Annotated in this window: 13 protein-coding genes and 1 tRNA gene; 11 read left to right on the forward strand and 3 right to left on the reverse strand. The window is 67.6% G+C overall.

The window, feature by feature from the left end; translation table 11 throughout:
- The first annotated feature begins 158 nt into the window (after positions 1 to 158).
- The gene (locus tag HPY32_RS04250) at positions 159 to 980 is read left to right on the forward strand and encodes an MBL fold metallo-hydrolase (RefSeq protein ID WP_082870988.1); all 822 of its coding nucleotides are present in this window, start codon (positions 159 to 161) and stop codon (positions 978 to 980) included.
- Between the two features lie 406 nt (positions 981 to 1,386).
- Here HPY32_RS04250 and HPY32_RS04255 read toward each other — a convergent pair whose 3' ends face one another.
- Positions 1,387 to 1,563, reverse strand: coding sequence for a hypothetical protein (locus HPY32_RS04255; RefSeq protein WP_171982712.1), 177 nt, complete (start codon positions 1,561 to 1,563; stop codon positions 1,387 to 1,389).
- 133 nt (positions 1,564 to 1,696) lie between these two features.
- Here HPY32_RS04255 and HPY32_RS04260 point away from each other — a divergent pair, with 133 nt between their 5' ends.
- Together HPY32_RS04260 and HPY32_RS44375 are read left to right on the forward strand one after the other, a co-directional pair.
- Positions 1,697 to 2,965: an NsdA family TPR-like regulatory protein gene (locus HPY32_RS04260; RefSeq protein WP_067583560.1), complete on the forward strand. Its 1,269-nt coding sequence runs from the start codon at positions 1,697 to 1,699 to the stop codon at positions 2,963 to 2,965.
- A 378-nt stretch (positions 2,966 to 3,343) separates the two neighbouring features.
- On the forward strand, positions 3,344 to 3,715 hold the full coding sequence (locus tag HPY32_RS44375; RefSeq protein WP_231951570.1) for a phosphotransferase family protein: 372 nt from the start codon (positions 3,344 to 3,346) through the stop codon (positions 3,713 to 3,715).
- Between the two features lie 1,546 nt (positions 3,716 to 5,261).
- Here HPY32_RS44375 and HPY32_RS04270 read toward each other — a convergent pair.
- A tRNA-Arg gene (locus tag HPY32_RS04270) sits at positions 5,262 to 5,335 on the reverse strand.
- Between the two features lie 208 nt (positions 5,336 to 5,543).
- Between HPY32_RS04270 and HPY32_RS04275 the strand changes: the two genes are divergently transcribed.
- The 8 genes from HPY32_RS04275 (at position 5,544) to HPY32_RS04310 (ending at position 17,979) form a co-directional block, all read left to right on the forward strand.
- Positions 5,544 to 7,583, forward strand: a complete 2,040-nt coding sequence (locus tag HPY32_RS04275; RefSeq protein WP_067583563.1) for a bifunctional copper resistance protein CopD/cytochrome c oxidase assembly protein — start codon at positions 5,544 to 5,546, stop codon at positions 7,581 to 7,583.
- Positions 7,580 to 8,536, forward strand: coding sequence for a threonine/serine dehydratase (locus HPY32_RS04280; RefSeq protein ID WP_082870989.1), 957 nt, complete (start codon positions 7,580 to 7,582; stop codon positions 8,534 to 8,536). The genes HPY32_RS04275 and HPY32_RS04280 overlap by 4 nt, the downstream gene beginning before the upstream one ends.
- A 128-nt stretch (positions 8,537 to 8,664) precedes the next feature.
- A complete protein-coding gene (locus HPY32_RS04285; protein ID WP_067583566.1) occupies positions 8,665 to 8,952 on the forward strand; it encodes a hypothetical protein in 288 nt (95 codons plus the stop codon).
- 212 nt (positions 8,953 to 9,164) lie between these two features.
- Positions 9,165 to 9,638, forward strand: a complete 474-nt coding sequence (locus tag HPY32_RS04290) for a single-stranded DNA-binding protein (RefSeq protein ID WP_082870990.1) — start codon at positions 9,165 to 9,167, stop codon at positions 9,636 to 9,638.
- A gap of 75 nt (positions 9,639 to 9,713) precedes the next feature.
- Positions 9,714 to 11,390 carry an energy-dependent translational throttle protein EttA gene (gene ettA / locus HPY32_RS04295; RefSeq protein ID WP_067583569.1) on the forward strand — a complete coding sequence of 559 codons (1,677 nt, stop codon included), beginning with the start codon at positions 9,714 to 9,716 and terminating at the stop codon, positions 11,388 to 11,390.
- A 360-nt stretch (positions 11,391 to 11,750) separates the two neighbouring features.
- Positions 11,751 to 16,643 carry an NAD-glutamate dehydrogenase gene (locus HPY32_RS04300; protein WP_067583572.1) on the forward strand — a complete coding sequence of 1,631 codons (4,893 nt, stop codon included), beginning with the start codon at positions 11,751 to 11,753 and terminating at the stop codon, positions 16,641 to 16,643.
- 174 nt (positions 16,644 to 16,817) lie between these two features.
- Positions 16,818 to 17,255: an acyl-CoA thioesterase gene (locus tag HPY32_RS04305; protein ID WP_269456499.1), complete on the forward strand. Its 438-nt coding sequence runs from the start codon at positions 16,818 to 16,820 to the stop codon at positions 17,253 to 17,255.
- 37 nt (positions 17,256 to 17,292) lie between these two features.
- Positions 17,293 to 17,979, forward strand: coding sequence for a DUF8185 domain-containing protein (locus HPY32_RS04310; protein ID WP_171982713.1), 687 nt, complete (start codon positions 17,293 to 17,295; stop codon positions 17,977 to 17,979).
- A gap of 232 nt (positions 17,980 to 18,211) precedes the next feature.
- Here HPY32_RS04310 and HPY32_RS04315 read toward each other — a convergent pair whose 3' ends face one another.
- Positions 18,212 to 18,526 (reverse strand): AzlD domain-containing protein, encoded by a 315-nt coding sequence (locus HPY32_RS04315; RefSeq protein WP_067583578.1) that lies wholly within the window; start codon positions 18,524 to 18,526, stop codon positions 18,212 to 18,214.
- Positions 18,527 to 18,557 lie beyond the last annotated feature (31 nt).

Below are 18,557 nucleotides of genomic sequence, written 5' to 3' on the forward strand. Positions count from 1 at the left end.
GTATTCGCGGCCTGGGCAATACCGGGCACGGCACCATCTGCCCGTCACAGGACTCACCGTGACGGTTCCCCACCCCGCAGGCGGCGACCCGGCCGAAGCGCTCGACCAAGGCGTGGGCTCGATCGATGACCGTCAGGTAGTGATTGGACGGACGAGCCATGCGTATCCACCACCTCAACTGCAGCACGTTCGCCCCGCGCGGTGGCCGGTTGGTGTCCTCTTCAGGCACGGGACTCGGTGTGGTACGGATGGTGACTCATTGTTTGCTCGTCGACACCGGGCCCGAACTCATCCTCGTCGATACAGGTCTGGGAACCGACGATACGGCTGGTGCTCGTTCGGCAGTAAGCCCGCTTCTGCGGGCACTGCTGCGGCCGCGACTCGACATCACCGAAACCGCCGCCCGGCAGATCGTCGAACTCGGTTACCGCACCGACGATGTCGGGCATATCGTGCTGACGCACCTCGACTTGGACCACGCTGGCGGTATACGAGACTTTCCGAATGCGTACGTTCATGTCAGTGCTACCGAACTGATCGCCGCCCGTCATCCCGCGACCGCGATCGAACGTAGCCGTTACGTCCGTGGACAATTCGCCCATGACCCCCTCTGGGTCGCGCACGATCTCGACGGAGGGCGCTGGTTCGGATTCGACGATGTGCATCCACTGCATGGCCTGCCGCCGACGATCCTGGCCGTCCCCCTCCCCGGCCACACCCGCGGTCACTGCGGCGTGGCGATAGACACCGGACGCCGTAACGCACCCCGATGGCTACTACATGCGGGAGACAGCTATTTCTCCCACACCCAAATCAGCGGCGAGCAGCGCTGTCCGCCACTGCTCGCAGCGTTTCAAGCCATCGCGCAAACCGATCGAAAGAGCCGTCTGGACAACCTCGCCCGACTGCGCGAGCTGGCCATGCATCCCGACGCCGAGATCATCTGCTCCCACGACCCGACCTACCTTCTACGGCGATAAGAGCCCGTTTTCGAACCTCCTTCCGCGGGTGCGGTGGTCGGGTTCTTCGGTGAGCTGCGGGACATCCCGGACCGGTTGCCGTGATCGCCGTCGCGGCTGGTCGCCGTCGGGTAGCGACAGTGGCTGGGAACGGAGTGGTCGACCGTGCCGGTCGGATACGGCTCGCAGCCGTCGGCAGGAACCTCCGATGCCCTTTCCGGCGGCTGCGGGCGTGCGGGTGTCAGGACAGGTCGGTGTCGCGCACCGGCGTAGGTCGAGCAATGCGTGCCCAGCCAATCGAGATCGGTGCGGAATCCTGCCGGTGGGCACGTCGCCGTACGTTTGCCGGACGTCGAGGCCAGTGCAGACGGTATCGAGCAGTGCGGCCGCGGCCGTGACTATCAAGCCGTCGTGGCTGCCGACCGGCTCAGTCGTGTGATCGGTGTTTGCCGCCGGTTGTGGCTTTGGCGGCGGATTCTGTTGTAGGGCGGGGGATTTCGATGGTCGGTTCATCGAGATCGCGGTGCAGGTGGGCGCAGAAGGCGTCTACCGAGCCGAGACCCGACACCTCGATCCCGGTCGACCCGAGCACCCGCTTCATCATTGGTCTCACCCCCCTCGTCGCTGACAATCGTGGTACGACTCTCTCGCACAGAAGTATTCGACGGAACAGCCCGCCGTATGGCTACCGTGCGACTAGCGTGTGACTACCGCAGCTCGCGCAGGAAACGCACACGATGATCTTGGGGCGGGATTGGACCGGATTCGAAGCAACCGCTCTTCAGACAGCGACCCGTCAATCGGTTCGTGAATTCGCCGCGCAACTCGGCGTCGATCCGAGCGCCATCACCAAATGGCACTCCCGCGGCCGATCAATCATATTGCGCCCCACCACACAACAACTGCTCGATATCGCACTGGCCCGCGCCACCGACGCCGAGCGGGCACGGTTCCGCGAACTACTCACCGGCGAGAACACTGCCGATACGCTCGTGGATGTGGACCGCCACGACTTCCTGCATGCCGCAGCCCTTGCCGCCGCTGCTGTCGTGGTCGGATCGCACCGGCAAGTCGCCGCGAAGGTCGCTGTTCCGCCGCGGGTCGGGCCGGACGAGATCGGCCGGATACATACCGCCGCTGCGGTGTTCACCTCGATGGACCACACCTACGGCGGCGGCCTCGTGCGCGAGGCAGTCGCCACCCAGGTCGCCTACGCCGAAGGCTTGCTCACCTCCAGGTGCGCGCCGAAGTACCGGCGCGAGTTGTTCGCGGCGGTCGGGTTTCTCGCGCACGCCGGTGCATTCATGGCGTTCGACTCCTACCATCACGCCGACGCGCGACGCATGTTCGCGTTGGCCTTGTCCTGCGCGGAAGCTGCCGGTGACTGGGATCTGTGCGCGAAGGTACTGTCGTCGCGTGCGCGGCAAGCGATCTGGTGCCGCGACCCGGAGGGCGGACTCACCGACATCGCGAGGGCCCCGGAACGAGCGGATCGGCTCACTGCCACCGAGCGAGCCATGCTCTACACAGCCCAAGCCCGCGCCTGCGCCAAGCAGGGCTTGGTCCAAGACACACTGACCGCGGTCGGGCACGCCGACGACGCATTCACCCACGCTAGCCTCGCCAACGACCCGACCTGGATGGCCTACTACGATCTCGCCCAGCACCACGGCGACACCGGGCACGCCCTCTACGACCTGGCCGTCCACGGCCACTGCATCACGGCCGCCCGCACCCGACTGACTGCCGCAGTCGCGGGTCATGGCGACCTGTTCAAACGCTCCCGCGGCATTTCCGCCACCAAACTCGCCTCACTACTCATGCTCACCGGTGACCCCGCCGAAGCCGCCGCCATCGGCACGAACGCTGTCACCGACCTCAGCAACTTGCGTTCCCGCCTAGCCGCCGACGACCTGCGCGAGCTCCAGATTCTCACCGCCCACACTCGGACCTCGGAGGTAACCGCATTGTCCAACCGTATTGACACCGTTCTGGCCCACACATGACCGCCGACACCATCCTGCAGAACGTTCTTGTCCGCGCCTGCGCCCAAGCCGGGCTTGACACCACCGACGTCACCCTGATGCGGATCGGTGAGAACGCCATCTATCGGCTGCCGAAGGGGGTGATCGCGCGCATCACTCGACCGGGTCAGCGGGCTGCTGCCCACCGCGAGGTCCAGGTTTCTCGGTGGCTGGAAACCTCGAGCATTCCGGCCGTTCGGGCCATCGCCGATATCGAGCAGCCCGTGGTCGTCGACGACCGCGCGGTCACCTTCTGGCACGAACTCCCAACCCACCACCCCGGAGCCCCCGTCCAGGTCGCCTACGCCCCTGCGCCGACTCCACAACCTCCCACGCCCGGCCTCTTTCGACCTCTGCGACCTGGACCCCTTCGTCCGGCTGGACCAGCGAATCGAATCCGCACAATTCCTCACCGCACACGACCGCGCCTGGATGCGAACACATCTCACCGAACTACGCCGACGATGGAGCCATCGACCCACCGGTTTGCCTTGGTGTGTGATACACGGCGACGCCTGGATCGGCAACGTCGTGGCCACCGAGGACGGCGCCATCGTGTTCCTCGATTTGGAACGAACCTCGTTCGGCCCTCCGGAATGGGGCACTGTCCACACCGCGATCAAACACACGTCCTTTGGCTGGATCACTGCCGCGGACTACCAAAAGTTCTGCGATGCGTACGGGCATGGGAAGGGTTCAACCTGCTCCGTGACATCCGTGAATTTCGGATGACCACCATGGCCGTCCAAACCGCGACAACCAATCCAGTCGACCACGAACAAGCCTTGCACCGCTTGGCCTGCATCCAAGGTCGCCACGGCCCACGCCCGTGGATCAACTGGCACTCGTTGTCCTGAGCTTCGGTGTTGGCCTACCGTAATGTGCGGTCGGGCGTTCACTCTATACGCTGCGATTCGTGCACACCCGTGCCGATATGCCCAGTATTGTTGCTCGGTTTATTGGACGCTGCGGAAACGTGACGGTACGGGAAATCGCACACAATGGATGTTCTCTTTATCTCTTTGGAAGAGATAGCTCCTGATGACCGGGCCGATCCCGTAATCCGACCGTACGGCACGAATTGGGAAGAGTCTGAGCCAGCGGTAGCAGGTGATTCTCTGGAAGAACATGTTCTAGATCTGCGACGTGGGCCGATCATGGCGGCGTCGGACGAACGTCCGGAAATAGCCGAATGTCGGATGCACTGCACCTTTACAGGGTTGCAAGATCGAAACAGAAACCGGTATCAGAGTGATTGGGGAGCATCAGGAGACGAAGTTCAGCAGAATGGCAACTGTGGGCGGAGATGCGAAGTGGTCGGGGCTTCCCGGACCCCTTGTGCTGGCGGTGAAGCACGAGCGGAACACGGTGATCCATGGTAGGTGGTACCCCGAGTGCAGTTACTCGCATCCAGAGGACGCCGCCTTGATGTGTGTGCCTCATTCGGCAGACACCTATGCGCAGTCCGGACCGGTTTGTCATGTGGCACGTAGTCGCTACAGAAAATGGTCGATGGAAGAGGCGTGGGCTGTATCCGAGATTGAGGATTTGGCCGATCAGCCGGATCAGCTGGCCAACCGGTTCTACAGTGCCAATGGCATGTAGGACATTCGGTAGCCGGTCGAAGGTCGATTGGGAGTGCTGGCTTTCGCGAGCGGTGACCGGGCGCAGAAGCGTCGCGGTGAGTTGGGCAGGCGGTCGGCCCGTCGACCACCAGCATGGTCTTCCAGCCCCATGGCCTGCAACCTGACACCGCGAGCGTCCTGCGGACGTATTCGATCACGTGCCCACCGAACTAGGGCAATCCTTTCGCCTGGGGTGTAGCCCGCGCGAAGATGTCGAACTGACCATTCTCGGGAAAGCCTGTTCGAGGGCCAGCTCGAACACTCGGCGAATGGATCGACAAGTATGGGATTGTCTGGAATTCAGCAAGGTCTCGAAGATCCTCTGCGAGTGAACCGGGCTGTGGCCCTATGGCATTGCCGAGCCGGAGGCTGACCACGTAGAGCGCTTCGAGGCCGAGAGCGGCCAGGTTCTCGTGGACTGTGCGGCGCAGATGTTCGGGTCGTCGGGTCGGGGCAATCCGCCCTGCTGATCACGGGTTGCGCCGGTCCTGGTCGCACAACAGACCCCAAGGCATAGCTACCGAGGAGGCGCGCCTCACTGACACCCGGACTGCGGCCAGCATGATTCATGGGATGTTTATAGCTGCATGCGAGCGGAAACACAGAGCAATGGTGTGCGAACCCGCTGATTAGCGGGTCGCAGTTCTGTGTCGCGCCCCCGGCAGGAATCGAACCTGCGACCTAGGGATTAGAAGGCCCTTGCTCTATCCAACTGAGCTACGGAGGCAGTGCGGGCATCGCACGGGAGGTGCGAGCACCACACACCATGCCGGGTTCGCGGCACGGTGTCCAGCTCATTGATTATAGCGAGCGTCCAAGTCCGTCCTGGTTGCCGTCGAGCAACCTGTGGCCCTGTCGGGTGGGTCACATCGGGGCGGGGGAGCGGGGGCGGGGCGGGGCCGTTGTGGGCGCCGGACCGAACTACCCTGAGTGCTATGTCGTTAGCGCAGGACCCGTCCGTCGAACCTGACAGCCAGGCCGGTCGGTCGGAGCCCGCATCGACGTTCCCGGTGCTGGTCGTGTTCGCGGTGGCGATGGCGGCGCTGGTCGCGCCACTGGTCGTGGGTTTGTCGGCGGCGCAGGCGTTGACGCTGCTCGGGATTCCCGATCCGGGGCCGCTGACCACCTACGGCCTGCCCGCGGTCCGTGCCGTGGCCGACCTGTCCGCGGCGCTGGCGATCGGCTCGCTGCTGTTCGCCGCGTTCCTGACCCCGCCGCAGCGCAACGGGCTGCTCGACGTCGGGGGATACCGGGCGTTACGCCGGGCCGGGATCGCGGCCCTGGTGTGGGCGGGCTCGGCGATCCTGCTGATTCCGCTGACGCTGTCGGACACCACCGGGCAACCTGTGCGCAGTATCCTTCGGCCGGAACAGATCTGGGACGCGATCGGAAAGGTGGAGGTCGCCGGTTCCTGGCGCGCAACGGCTTTCATGGCGATCGCGCTGGCGATCGGCTGCCGGATCGCGCTGCGCTGGGGCTGGACGCCGGTGCTGTTCTGGTGGTCGCTGCTGTGCCTGATGCCGGTCGCGCTGACCGGGCACTCGTCCTCGGGCGGCTCGCACGACGTCGCCACCAACAGCCTGATCCTGCACCTGGTCGGCATGACCCTGTGGGTGGGCGGCCTGTTCGCGGTGCTCGCCCACGCGCTGCGCGGCGGGGCGCACACGGCCCTGGCGGCGCGGCGGTTCTCGATCGTCGCGACGTGCGCGTTCGTGACGGTGGCGATCAGCGGCGTGCTCAACGCGTGGGTGCGGGTGCCGTGGAGCGACCTGCTCACCACCACCTACGGCCGCCTCGTCCTCGCCAAGACGCTCGCGCTGTGCGTGCTCGGCGTCATCGGATTCGTGCAGCGCCGCAAGGCCGTTCCCGCGCTCGCGGCCGACCCGAACGACCGCGCCGCCCTCATTCGTTATGCCGGGGTCGAGGTGTTGGTGTTTGCCGCCACACTCGGTCTCGCGGTGGGCCTGGGCCGCACGCCGCCGCCGGATCTGCGGCGCGTCCCGACCCCGGCCGAGGTGGAGTTGGGTTACAACCTGGCCGGTCCGCCGACCGTCGCCCGCATCCTGTTCGACTGGCGCTTCGACCTGATCTTCGGCACCCTCGCGATCGTGCTGGCGCTGCTGTATCTGGCCGGGGTGCGGCGGCTGCGGGCGCGCGGTGACACGTGGCCGGTCGGCCGCACCATCTCCTGGCTCGCCGGGTGCGCGGTGCTGCTGATCGCCACCAGCACCGGCGTCGGCCGTTATGCCCCGGCCATGTTCAGCGTGCACATGGCCCAGCACATGCTGCTGTCGATGCTGGCGCCCATCCTGTTCGCGCTCGGCGGCCCGGTGCTGCTGGCGCTGCGCGCCCTGCCCGCCGCCGGTCGCGACGCCCCGCCCGGGCCGCGCGAGTGGGTCCTGGCCGCGGTGCACAATCCGGTGTCGCGCTTCATGACTCAGCCCGTGGTGGCGTCGGTGTTCTTCATCGCCGGTTTCTACGCGCTGTATCTGGGCGGCATCTTCGACAAGGTCCTCGACGAGCACGGCGCGCACCTGGCGATGAATGTGCACTTCCTGCTGTCGGGCTACCTGTTCTACTGGGTGGTGCTCGGCATCGACCCCAAGCCGCGGCAGGTGCAGTCGCTCACCAAGGTCGGCATGGTGTTCGGGTCGCTGCCGTTCCACGCCTTCTTCGGGGTCTCGCTGATGAGCATGACGACGGTCATGGGCGGCTGGTTCTACCGCTCGCTCGGCCTCGGCTGGAACAGCGACCTGCTCGGCGACCAGCACACCGGCGGCAGCCTGGCCTGGGCCAGCGGCGAGATTCCGCTCGTGGTGGTGATGCTGGCGCTGCTGATCCAGTGGTCGCGCAGCGACGAGCGCCTGGCCCAGCGACTCGACCGGGCCGCCGACCGCGATCACGACGCCGACCTGGCCCGCCACAACGCCATGTACGCCGAACTGGCCAAGCGGGACCGGGAGGTCCGGCCGTGACCGACGCGCCCGCGTCGCGACGGATCAGGCGGCTGTACCGATCGGATGTGCGCGCGGCGAAACTGCGCCTGGGCAGGCACATTCGGGTCACCCCGGTCTTCCACACCGAGGTGACCGGTCCGGCCGGTCCGGTCAAGGTCACCTTCAAACTCGAACACCTGCAGCACGGCGGCACGTTCAAGGTGCGCGGCAGCCTCAACGCGCTGCTGGAGACGCCCGCGGACGATCGCCCGGTGGTCATCGCCTCCGGCGGCAATGCCGGAATCGCGGCGGCCCTGGCGTGCGCGGTGCGGGGCCGCGCGTGCACGGTGGTGGTGCCCGAGTCCGCGCCGCACACCAAGGTGGCCGCCATGTGGGCCTACGGGGCCGAAGTGCTGTGGTACGGAACGACATACGCCGACGCCCACCGGTACGCCGACGAGCTCACCGCCGAGCGCGAGGCGCTCCAGCTGCACGCCTACGAGCTGCCCGCCGTGGTCGCCGGTGCGGGCGTCGTGGGTCTCGAGATCGAGCGCCAGGTCCGCGGCCGCCCGCCGGTGCTGGTCGCGGTGGGCGGCGGCGGGCTGGCCGCGGGCATCTCCGCCGCGTTCGGCGCGCGCGGCCGGGTCGTCGGCGTGGAGCCCAAGGGCGCGCCCACCCTGAACGCCGCCCTGACCGCGGGCCGCCCGGTCGACGTCCCCGTCAACACCATCGCCGCGGATGCCCTGGGCGCCACCAGGATCGGCGACATTCCCCTGGAACTGGCCCAGCGCTACGGCGTCGGTTCGGTCCTGGTCTCCGACGATGCCATCGCCATGGCGCGCGAATATCTGTGGCGCGAATTCCGCATCGTCGTCGAGCCCGCGGGCGCGACGGCCCTGGCGGCGATTCAGAGCGGCATGTACGTGCCCGCGGTGGGGGAGCGCCCGGTCATCGTATTGTGCGGGGCCAATACGGATTTGGGAACGCTGTAATAATTCGCTCGTTTCCGCGCTGTCAATCCGGCGTTTACCCGTCGCGCGGGATTAGGATGCCATTTCGAGGATCCACCGACAGGGCAGAAGCTCGCAGGCGGTACACCGTTCGGAAATGGGTGAGTGGCATGGAGATTCTCATGGCCGCCGTCGCGGTCGCGGCGCTCGCATCGGCGGTGTTCTCGGCCGTCGACGCGGAGAAGGGACATTCCAAGCGCGCCATTGTCACGCTGGTGTGCGCATTGGTCGTCGGGGCCGCCGCGGTATGCGGGCTGGCGCAGCCGGATACCCGCCTCGGAATTGTCATCGGCGCGGTGATACTGCTTGCCGTGCAGCTCGTTCCGAGTAATTCGCCGTACCGGTCGCGCGGCGGGCGGCCCGTGGGAGCCGAGCGGTCGACGCAACCCCGGCACTGAGCGGCGGCCGCCCGCCGCGCCTCCCCGCGTTATGGAACGATCTCTGTTCACAGTTGGGAAATTCATCCACAATCTCCGATCGCGACTGTCGCGGGGGCGCCGGATCGATCAGGCTTGGACGTGTCCCCCGAACCGAAGGGAAGCGGCTCGGGGGACCGCGGGGACCAGTCTGCACCCACCGTCGCGGCGGTGAATTGTCAAGGGGAGCAATCATGTACGAGGCGCATACCGCGGTCATCGGCAACGTCGTGTCGCATCCGGTGCGGCGCAGCCTGCCCGGCGGGGACCAGGTGGTCACCTTCCGCATGGCCAGCACGTCCCGCCGGTTCGACCCCGGCAGCCGCGAATGGGTCGACGGCGGCACCCTGTTCCTCACCGTCACCTGCTGGCGGCGGCTGGTCGAGGGCGTCGACTCCTCGCTCCAGCGCGGCGACCCGATCATCGCCTACGGGCACCTGCGCACCACCGAGTATCGCACCCGCGACGGCGTCCAGCGCCACGACCTGGAGCTGCGCGCCGCCGCGCTCGGCCCGGATCTGGGCCGCTGCTCGGCTCCGGTCCTGCGCCGCCCCGGCCCCCGGAACTCTCTCGACCGCACATCCGTTGACGGCGAGGCCGCCGTGCGCGTGACCGTCGAATCAGACCCCGCCGAGCCGCGCGTCCCGGCCCCCGCCGAGGCGGGATGACGAGGGAATAGCCTCGCCTCGTCCCCGTCGCCACCCTGAACGGAGACGCAGCGCGTCACAGATAGGATTTCCTACATGGCAGAGTTCATTTACCAGATGCGCAAGGTTCGCAAGGCGCACGGCGACAAGGTCGTCCTCGACGATGTGACCTTGAACTTCCTCCCCGGCGCCAAGATCGGCGTCGTCGGTCCGAACGGCGCCGGTAAATCGAGCGTGCTCAAGATCATGGCAGGCATCGACCAGCCGAACAACGGCGAGGCGTGGCTCGCGCCCGGCGCCACCGTCGGCATCCTCCAGCAGGAGCCGCCGCTGAACGAGGACAAGACCGTTCGCGGCAACGTCGAGGAGGGCCTCGGCGAGATCAAGGTGAAGCTCGACCGCTTCAACGAGATCGCCGAACTCATGGCCACCGACTACTCCGACGAGCTCATGGAGGAGATGGGCAAGCTCCAGGAGGAGCTCGACCACGCCAATGCCTGGGACATCGACTCTCAGCTGGAACAGGCGATGGACGCGCTGCGCTGCCCGCCGCCCGAGGAGCCGGTCACCAATCTCTCCGGCGGTGAGCGCCGCCGCGTGGCGCTGTGCAAGCTGCTGCTCAGCAAGCCCGATCTGCTGCTGCTCGACGAACCGACCAACCACCTCGACGCCGAGAGCGTGCTCTGGCTCGAGCAGCACCTCGCCCAGTACGAGGGCGCGGTGCTGGCCGTCACTCACGACCGGTACTTCCTCGACAATGTCGCGGGCTGGATCCTCGAGCTCGACCGCGGCCGCACCTACCCGTACGAGGGCAACTACTCCACCTACCTGGAGAAGAAGGCCGAGCGTCTCGAGGTCCAGGGCAAGAAGGACCAGAAGCTGCAGAAGCGCCTCAAGGACGAGCTCGCCTGGGTGCGCTCGGGCGCCAAGGCCCGCCAGGCCAAGAACAAGGCCCGCCTCGGCCGGTACGAGGAGATGGCGGCCGAGGCCGAGAAGATGCGGAAGTTGGACTTCGAGGAGATCCAGATTCCGGCAGGCCCGCGCCTGGGCAATGTCGTGGTCGAGGTCGAGCACCTGGACAAGGGCTTCGGCGACCGGCAGCTCATCAAGGATCTGTCGTTCACGTTGCCGCGCAACGGCATTGTCGGTGTCATCGGCCCCAACGGTGTCGGTAAGTCGACGCTGTTCAAGACCATCGTCGGCCTCGAGCAGCCCGACAGCGGCACCGTGCGCGTCGGCGAGACGGTGAAGCTGAGCTACGTCGACCAGAACCGCGCCGGCATCGACCCGAACAAGACGGTGTGGCAGGTGGTTTCCGAGGGCCTGGACTTCATCCAGGTCGGCAACCAGGAAATGCCCTCGCGCGCTTACGTTTCCGCGTTCGGCTTCAAGGGCCCGGACCAGCAGAAGCCGGCCGGCGTGCTGTCCGGCGGTGAGCGCAACCGGCTGAACCTGGCGATGACGCTCAAGCTGGGCGGCAACCTGATCCTGCTCGACGAGCCCACCAACGACCTCGACGTGGAGACCCTGGGCTCGCTGGAGAACGCGCTGGAGAGCTTCCCCGGCTGCGCCGTGGTCATCTCGCACGACCGGTGGTTCCTGGACCGCACCTGCACCCACATCCTGGCGTGGGAGGGCGACGACTCCAATCCGGCCGACTGGTTCTGGTTCGAGGGCAACTTCGAAGCCTACGAGGCCAACAAGATCGAGCGCCTGGGTCCGGAGGCGGCGCGTCCGCACCGCGTCACCCACCGCAAGCTGACCCGCGACTGATTGCTCGCCGGTCCGGCAGGGCCGGGGTCCCCAATCTCGGTATATCGGACCGTAATTGGGTTCCGGCCCAGGCCCGGGTTTGTCAAGCAAGGAACCGGCTACTCGTCGGTTACTTATAAGCGAACAGTGTGATTTCGTTACCGAGCGGCGCATGCCAATTCGCTACCGGTGCAATGTCTATCGCGCATCACCAGCCCATTCGGGTGGTGCGCCGGGGAGGTCGTACCTAACGGAAGGTTCGTATGGCGCGGTGCGGCCGGGGCTTTGGAGGGATTCCTTCCCGGCTGCTGCGGCACCCAGCTACTCTCGACTCCGGCGTCACTTTGTTACGGAACCCAATCCGAGGAGTTGGCGAAGAAAATGACGGTCTCGTCCGAATTGTCCAGTGCGGCGTGGGCCGCGAGCATGCCGGAGCGCTTGCGCGGCGAGCTCGCGACCCTCGAGGAGGCATATTTCCGCCACGTGGACGCCGGCGACGTCGACTGTGCGATCACCGGGAATTCGACCCAGGTGTTCCGCAGGCATATCGAACTGGGCGTGCAACGTTCGCCGGGGGAGTCGCGCGTGCGGGTGTATCACCCGGACGACGGGTCCGGTCTCGGGGCCGCGCTGCAACTGGTCACCGACGACATGCCGCTGCTCGTGGAGTCGGTGGCGTCGGCGCTGAGCCGCATGGGCATCAGCGTCAGCGAGGTGATCCACCCGATCTTCGAAGTGACGCGCGACGCGCAAGGTCTACTGCAGTCCGCGGCCCCGCACGAGGTCGACGGCAACGGCGCGAGCGGGCTGCGCGAATCGTGGATGCACGTGCAACTGCATCCGTCCACCAGCGCCGATCTGCTGGCGCGGATCGAGGCCCGCATTCCCGACGTGCTCACCGACGTGCGGCAGGTCATCGGCGACACCGAGGCGATGCGCGCCGTGCAGGACCGCTTGGCCGACGAGCTCGAGGTGGCCGCCAAGAACGGCACCCCGCCGTTCAGCGGAACCGATCTCGTCGACTGCGCGCACCTGCTGCGGTGGATGGCCGATGGGCACTTCACCGTGCTGGGCTACGCGCGCTACGAACGCACCGAGGGCGGCGCGCGGTCCGTCGTGGACTCCGACAGCTGCCTCGGCGTGCTGCGGCCCAACGTGGGCACCGACTTCCGGGTGCCGGTCAACGGCGGCAACCGCCCGCTGCTCATGCTCACCCAGGGCCTGGTCCCGGCCACCGTGCATCGCTCGGTGTACCCGTACTTCATCGGCGTCGCGGAGGTCGACGACTCCGGCGCCGTCACCGGCGAGCACCTGTTCATCGGCGTGTTCACCGTGACCGCGATGCACGAGAACGTGCTCGACATCCCGGTCATCGAGCGCCGGGTGCGGTCGGTGATCGAGGCCAGCGGGTTCGACCTGGACTCGTTCTCCGGTCAGGCCATGCTCGAGGTCATTCAGTCCTTCCCGCGCACCGAGCTGTTCTCCTCCGACGTGGAGACCATGCGGCGCACCGCCGGCGCGGTGCTCAGCGTGGGCATGCGGCGGCAGGTGCGGCTGTTCCTGCGCTCGGACTCCTACGGCCGGTTCGTGGCCTGCATGGTCTACCTGCCGCGCGACCGCTACACCACCCGGGTCCGGCTGGAGATGCAGGACATCCTGGTTCGCGAACTGGGCGGCGTGTCCATCGACTATTCGGCGCGCGTGTCCGAAAGCGAGCTGGCCAGCGTGTATTTCACGGTGCGCCTGCCCGAACCGGGCACCCCGGTGGACGCGTCGGAGGCCAACCGGCTGCGTATCCAGGGGCTGCTGGCCGAGGCCAGCCGCACCTGGGCCGACCACCTGCGCGACGATTCGGCGACCTCGGCGCTGCTGGATCCCGCCGTGGTGCAACGGTATTCGGCCGCGCTGCCGGACGCCTACAAGGAGGACTTCGAGCCGAGCCGGGCGCTCGCCGACATCATGCGGATGGAGCGGCTGGGGCAGGGCCACATCGACCAGCACCTGTACCGGCGGCCCGAATCCGACCCGGGCGCATGGCGATTCACCCTCTACATCCGCGAGGGCATCTCGTTGAGCCAGGTGCTGCCGCTGCTGCAGAGTCTCGGCGTCGAGGTCGTCGACGAGCGGCCCTACCAGCTGGACTTCGAGGACGGCAGCGCGGGCTGGATCTACGACTTCGGCCTGCAGGCGCGCCCGGACCTGTTGCGAAAGTCGCTGGACCGCAACATGGATGCCGAGCTGGTCGAGACCACCGAGCGGCTCGAGGTCCTGCACGCCCAGGAGCGCGGGCTGCGCGAGCGGTTCACCGAGGCGTTCGACGCGCTGTGGTCGGGCCGCGCCGAGGCCGACGCGCTAAACGAACTGGTGCTGCGGGCCGGGCTGAGCTGGCGGGCGGTGTCGATCCTGCGCGCGTACTCGAAGTACCTGCAGCAGGCCGACTTCCCGTACAGCCAGGCCAATATCGCGCGCGTGCTGCTGGCCTCGCCGGACGCGGCGCGGCTGTTCGTCGACCTGTTCGCGGCCATGTTCGACCCGGACTCCGCGTCGCAGGAGCGGGCGAGCGAGCTCGAGGCCGCGCTGGGCGAGCGCATCAACGACGTGGTGAGCCTGGACGCCGACCGCATCCTGCGGGCCATCCTCAGCCTGGTGAAGGCGTCGCTGCGCACGAACTACTACGTCACCGACGCCGAGGGGCAGCCGCGGCCGTACCTGTCGATCAAGGTGGAGCCGCGCGAGATCTCCGAATTGCCCAAGCCGCGGCCGCAATTCGAGATCTTCGTGTACTCGCCGCGGGTCGAGGGCGTGCATCTGCGGTTCGGCCCGGTCGCGCGCGGCGGCCTGCGGTGGTCCGACCGCCTGGAGGACTTCCGCACCGAGATCCTGGGCCTGGTGAAGGCGCAGGCGGTGAAGAACGCGGTGATCGTGCCGGTGGGCGCGAAGGGCGGCTTCGTGGTGAAGCATCCCCCGGCCGGCACCGGTGATCCGGCCGTCGACCGGCAGGCGCTGCAGGCCGAGGGCGTGGCCTGCTACCGCACCTTCATCTCGGGCCTGCTCGACGTCACCGACAATGTCGACCACGCCACCGGCACGGTGCTGCCGCCGGCGCGGGTGATCCGCCGCGACGGCGACGACACCTATCTGGTGGTGGCCGCCGACAAGGGCACCGCGACGTTCTCCGATATCGCGAACGACGTTGCGCAGCAGTACGGTTTCTGGCTCGGCGACGCGTTCGCGTCGGGCGGGTCGGCCGGATACGACCACAAGGCCATGGGCATCACCGCCAAGGGCGCGTGGGAGGCCGTCAAGCGGCACTTCGCCGAGATGGACATCGACACCCAGACCCAGGACTTCACCGTCGTCGGCATCGGCGACATGAGCGGTGACGTGTTCGGCAACGGCATGCTGCTGTCCGAACACATCCGGCTGGTGGCCGCGTTCGACCACCGGCACATCTTCCTGGACCCGAATCCCGATGCGGCGCGGTCGTTCCGGGAGCGGCAGCGGATGTTCGCGCTGCCCCGGTCGTCGTGGGCCGACTACGACGCCTCGCTGATCAGCGAGGGCGGCGGCGTGTGGGACCGCACGGTGAAGGCGGTCCCGGTCAGCGCGCAGGCCCGGCAGGCGCTGGGGCTGGCCGACGACATCACCGCGCTGTCGCCGCCGGAGCTGATCCGCGCGATCCTGAAGGCCCCGGTGCAGCTGCTGTGGAACGGCGGCATCGGCACCTACATCAAGGCGAGCACCGAATCGCACGGCGACGTGGGCGACAAGTCCAACGACGCGGTCCGGGTGAACGCGAACGAGCTGCGGGTCGAGGTGATCGGCGAGGGCGGCAACCTCGGTGTCACCGCGCTGGGCCGCATCGAGTTCTGCCGCAGCGGCGGCAAGATGAACACCGACGCGCTGGACAACTCCGCCGGTGTGGACTGCTCCGACCACGAGGTCAACATCAAGGTGTTGCTCGACGGCGTGGTCTCCAGCGGCGAGCTGGCGCCCGCCGACCGCAATCCGCTGCTGGCGTCGATGACCGACGAGGTCTCCGCGCTGGTGTTGTTCGACAACGTGTCCCAGAACTTCCTCATGGGAATGTCGCGGACCGAGGCGCCGCGGATGCTGAACGTGCACATGCGCCTGATCGACGAGCTCGAGCAGCAGCGCGGCCTGGACCGCGAGCTCGAGGCGCTGCCGTCGGATGCGGACATGCAGCAGCGCTTGGCGGAGGGGCGCGGGCTGACGTCACCGGAGCTGGCGAATCTCATGGCGCACGCGAAGCTGACGCTGAAGGCCGATCTGCTGGACTCCGATCTGCCCGACCACCCGCACTTCTCGGCCCGGTTGCCGCTGTACTTCCCGACACCGCTGCGGGAGCGCTTCGGCGCCGCGATCAAGAAGCACCGGCTGCGTCGCGAGATCGTGACCACCATGATCGTCAACGAGATGGTCGACCTCGGTGGCATCACCTACGCGCACCGGCTCAACGAGGAGATCGGCGCCACCACCACCGACTCGGTGCGCGCGTTCGCGGCGGTCAGCCAGATCTTCGACCTGCACGCGATCTGGGAGCGCATCCGCACCGCCGACGTGACCGTCGCGGTCAAGGACGAGCTGGAGCTCGAGACCAAGCGCACTCTCGACCGGGCCTCGCGCTGGCTGCTCACCAACCGGCCGCAGCCGATCGCGGTCGGCGCGGAGATCCACCGCTACAGCGGTGCGGTGCGGGAGCTGGCGCCGAAGGTGCCCGGTTGGCTGCGCGGCCACCACATCGACACCCTCCAGGAGCAGTCGGCGAAGCTCATCGCCCGCGGCGCGCCCGCGGAGCTGGCGACCGAGGTGTTCGGGCTGCTGAATCTGTTCCCGCTCATGGACGTCGTCGACATCGCCGACATCACCGATCGCAGCGGGGACGAGGTGGGCGCGCTGTACTACGCGCTCAACGAGCACCTGAAGATCGACTGGCTGTTGCAGGCGGTCAGCCATCTCGAACGCGGTGACCGCTGGCATTCGCTGGCCCGGCTCGCGCTGCGCGACGACATGTACGCCTCGCTGCGCTCGCTGACCCTCGACGTGCTCTCCGCCGGAGACCCGGAGGAGACCGCCGAGGAGAAGATCGCGTACTGGGAGTCGAAGAACCAGTCCCGGCTGGGCCGCGCCCGCTCGGCTCTGGCGGAGTTGTTCCAGTCCGGCAAGCACGATCTGGCGACGCTGTCGGTGGCGGCGCGTCAGGTGCGCAGCATGGTGAGCGGCGTCGGGGCCCAGACCGAGGGCCTGCACTGACGGCTCGGGCATAGCGCGTGACGCGGGACCGACCACGACCCGGACGACGGCTCGTGGTCGGTCCCGGCATACTGGGTAGCCGAACGGCCCGGCCGCCCGCGACAGGCGCGCGGGCGGCAACCCGATCGGAGGTTTCGCGTGACGAGTGTCGGTTCGGTGAACGGTAACGGGACGGTGTCCCGATCCGTCGTGCTGCCCAAGCGCTTCCACAGCAAGGTCGAGGTGCGCTGGTCGGATATGGACGCCTTCCAGCACATCAACCATGCCCGCATGGTGACGCTGCTGGAGGAGGCCCGGATTCCGTGGCTGTTCGACGTCGGCCGCCCGACCGAGCAGCTGCGGACCGGCTGCGTGCTCGCCGACCTGCACGTGCGCTACAAGCACCAGCTCCGCCACGACGACACCCCGCTCGACGTCGCCATGTGGATCACGCAGCTGCGCGCCGTGGACTTCACCATCGGTTACGAGGTGCGCGCCAACGGCTCGTCTCCGGATTCGCCGCCCGCGGTCCTGGCGACCACGCAGCTCGCCGCCTTCGACATCGACTCCCAGCGGTTGCGCCGGCTGACCGACGCCGAGCGCGAATACCTCGCCACCTGGAAGGTCGACTGAGCGCGAGTTCGACTGCGGGACAACGGACAACGACGCGATGACGTTCGAGTACTCCGACAGCCGGGTGCTGCGGATTCCCGATCCGGCCGAGCGGGAGAACCTGGCGACCTTCGTCGGCCGCGCCGTCCGCATGGACCCGGCCGCGGTCGTCCGGTTGCGGCGACGCGGCGACCGGTACGTATCCGCGTGGGTCGCAACGGGTTTCGAGGCGCTGGCGGTGCGCACCGTGCTGGCCGACCTGGGCGTCGACGATGTGACCGTCGGCGGCGACGTGCTGCTGTCCGGGCTGACCGGTCCGGGCGCGGGCGGCCCGATCGACCTCGGCTTCGCCATGGATTCGGCATGGCGCGCCGCACTGCCGCCGACCACCGGCTTCGCGCACGTCGAGGACGTCCCTGCCCGCACCCTCGTCGAATTGGCCGAGCGCGGCGCGCAATTGGCCGAGGAACACGGCAGCAGCCACGGCCCACCCGCCTCCCTCCTGGACCAAACGGTGCTCACCGTGACCGGCAACGACGAACACGTCGAAGTCCCCATGCGAGTAGTCTTCGCCCTCACCGCCATGGATTTCATCCCCCACTCCGGCGACCGCCCCGCCCCCCACCACATAACCCCCACCGAAATAGTCCGCGTCCGCACCACCCGAACCTGGCTCCGCCTGGACGCCCGCTACGGCTCCGTAGCCCGCCACCGAGGCCCCACCCTCCCCCTCCTCACCCACTAACCGAACCAACCCACACCCCACCGGCAACCTGCCCCACCCACAATCCGCGCGCGCTGGCCCCGCCCCTCAGAAATGCTGGCCCGTCAATGATCTTGGCGCTGACCCTGTTCGTGGCTTCGGAGCGTTAGTCCGTCGATGGTTCTGAAGCGTCGGCCCTGTTCATGGTCCTGAAGTGCTAGCCCGCCATGATCCCGGCATGCTTTTGGCCGGGATCTCTCCCGTCACCCCCCGCTCAAGCAACCCCGAGCAGCCGAATCAGTGCCGTCGTCACCGCCGCGGCGAGGGCTACGAGGATCAGAGGGGCTCGGCGCCAGGCGAGGATTACTGCGACGAGGACGCCTGCGGGGAGGGCGAATCCGGCCTTGTGGCCGGAGGGGATCATTTCGGTGACTGCCAGGGCGATCAGCAGGACCACCGAGCCGATGTCCATCAGTTCGGTGATGCGGGGGGACAGGTTGATGTGGCGGCGGAGGAGGGGGCCTGCCAGTCGGATGCCGTAGGTGCCGATCGCTAGCGCGATCGCCCCGATGATCAGGGTGGTGGTCACGGGTGGGTGCCTCGCAGCTGTCGGAGAACGG

Source organism: Nocardia terpenica (genome assembly GCF_013186535.1).
In the GTDB taxonomy this organism is placed as follows: Bacteria; Actinomycetota; Actinomycetes; order Mycobacteriales; family Mycobacteriaceae; genus Nocardia; species Nocardia terpenica.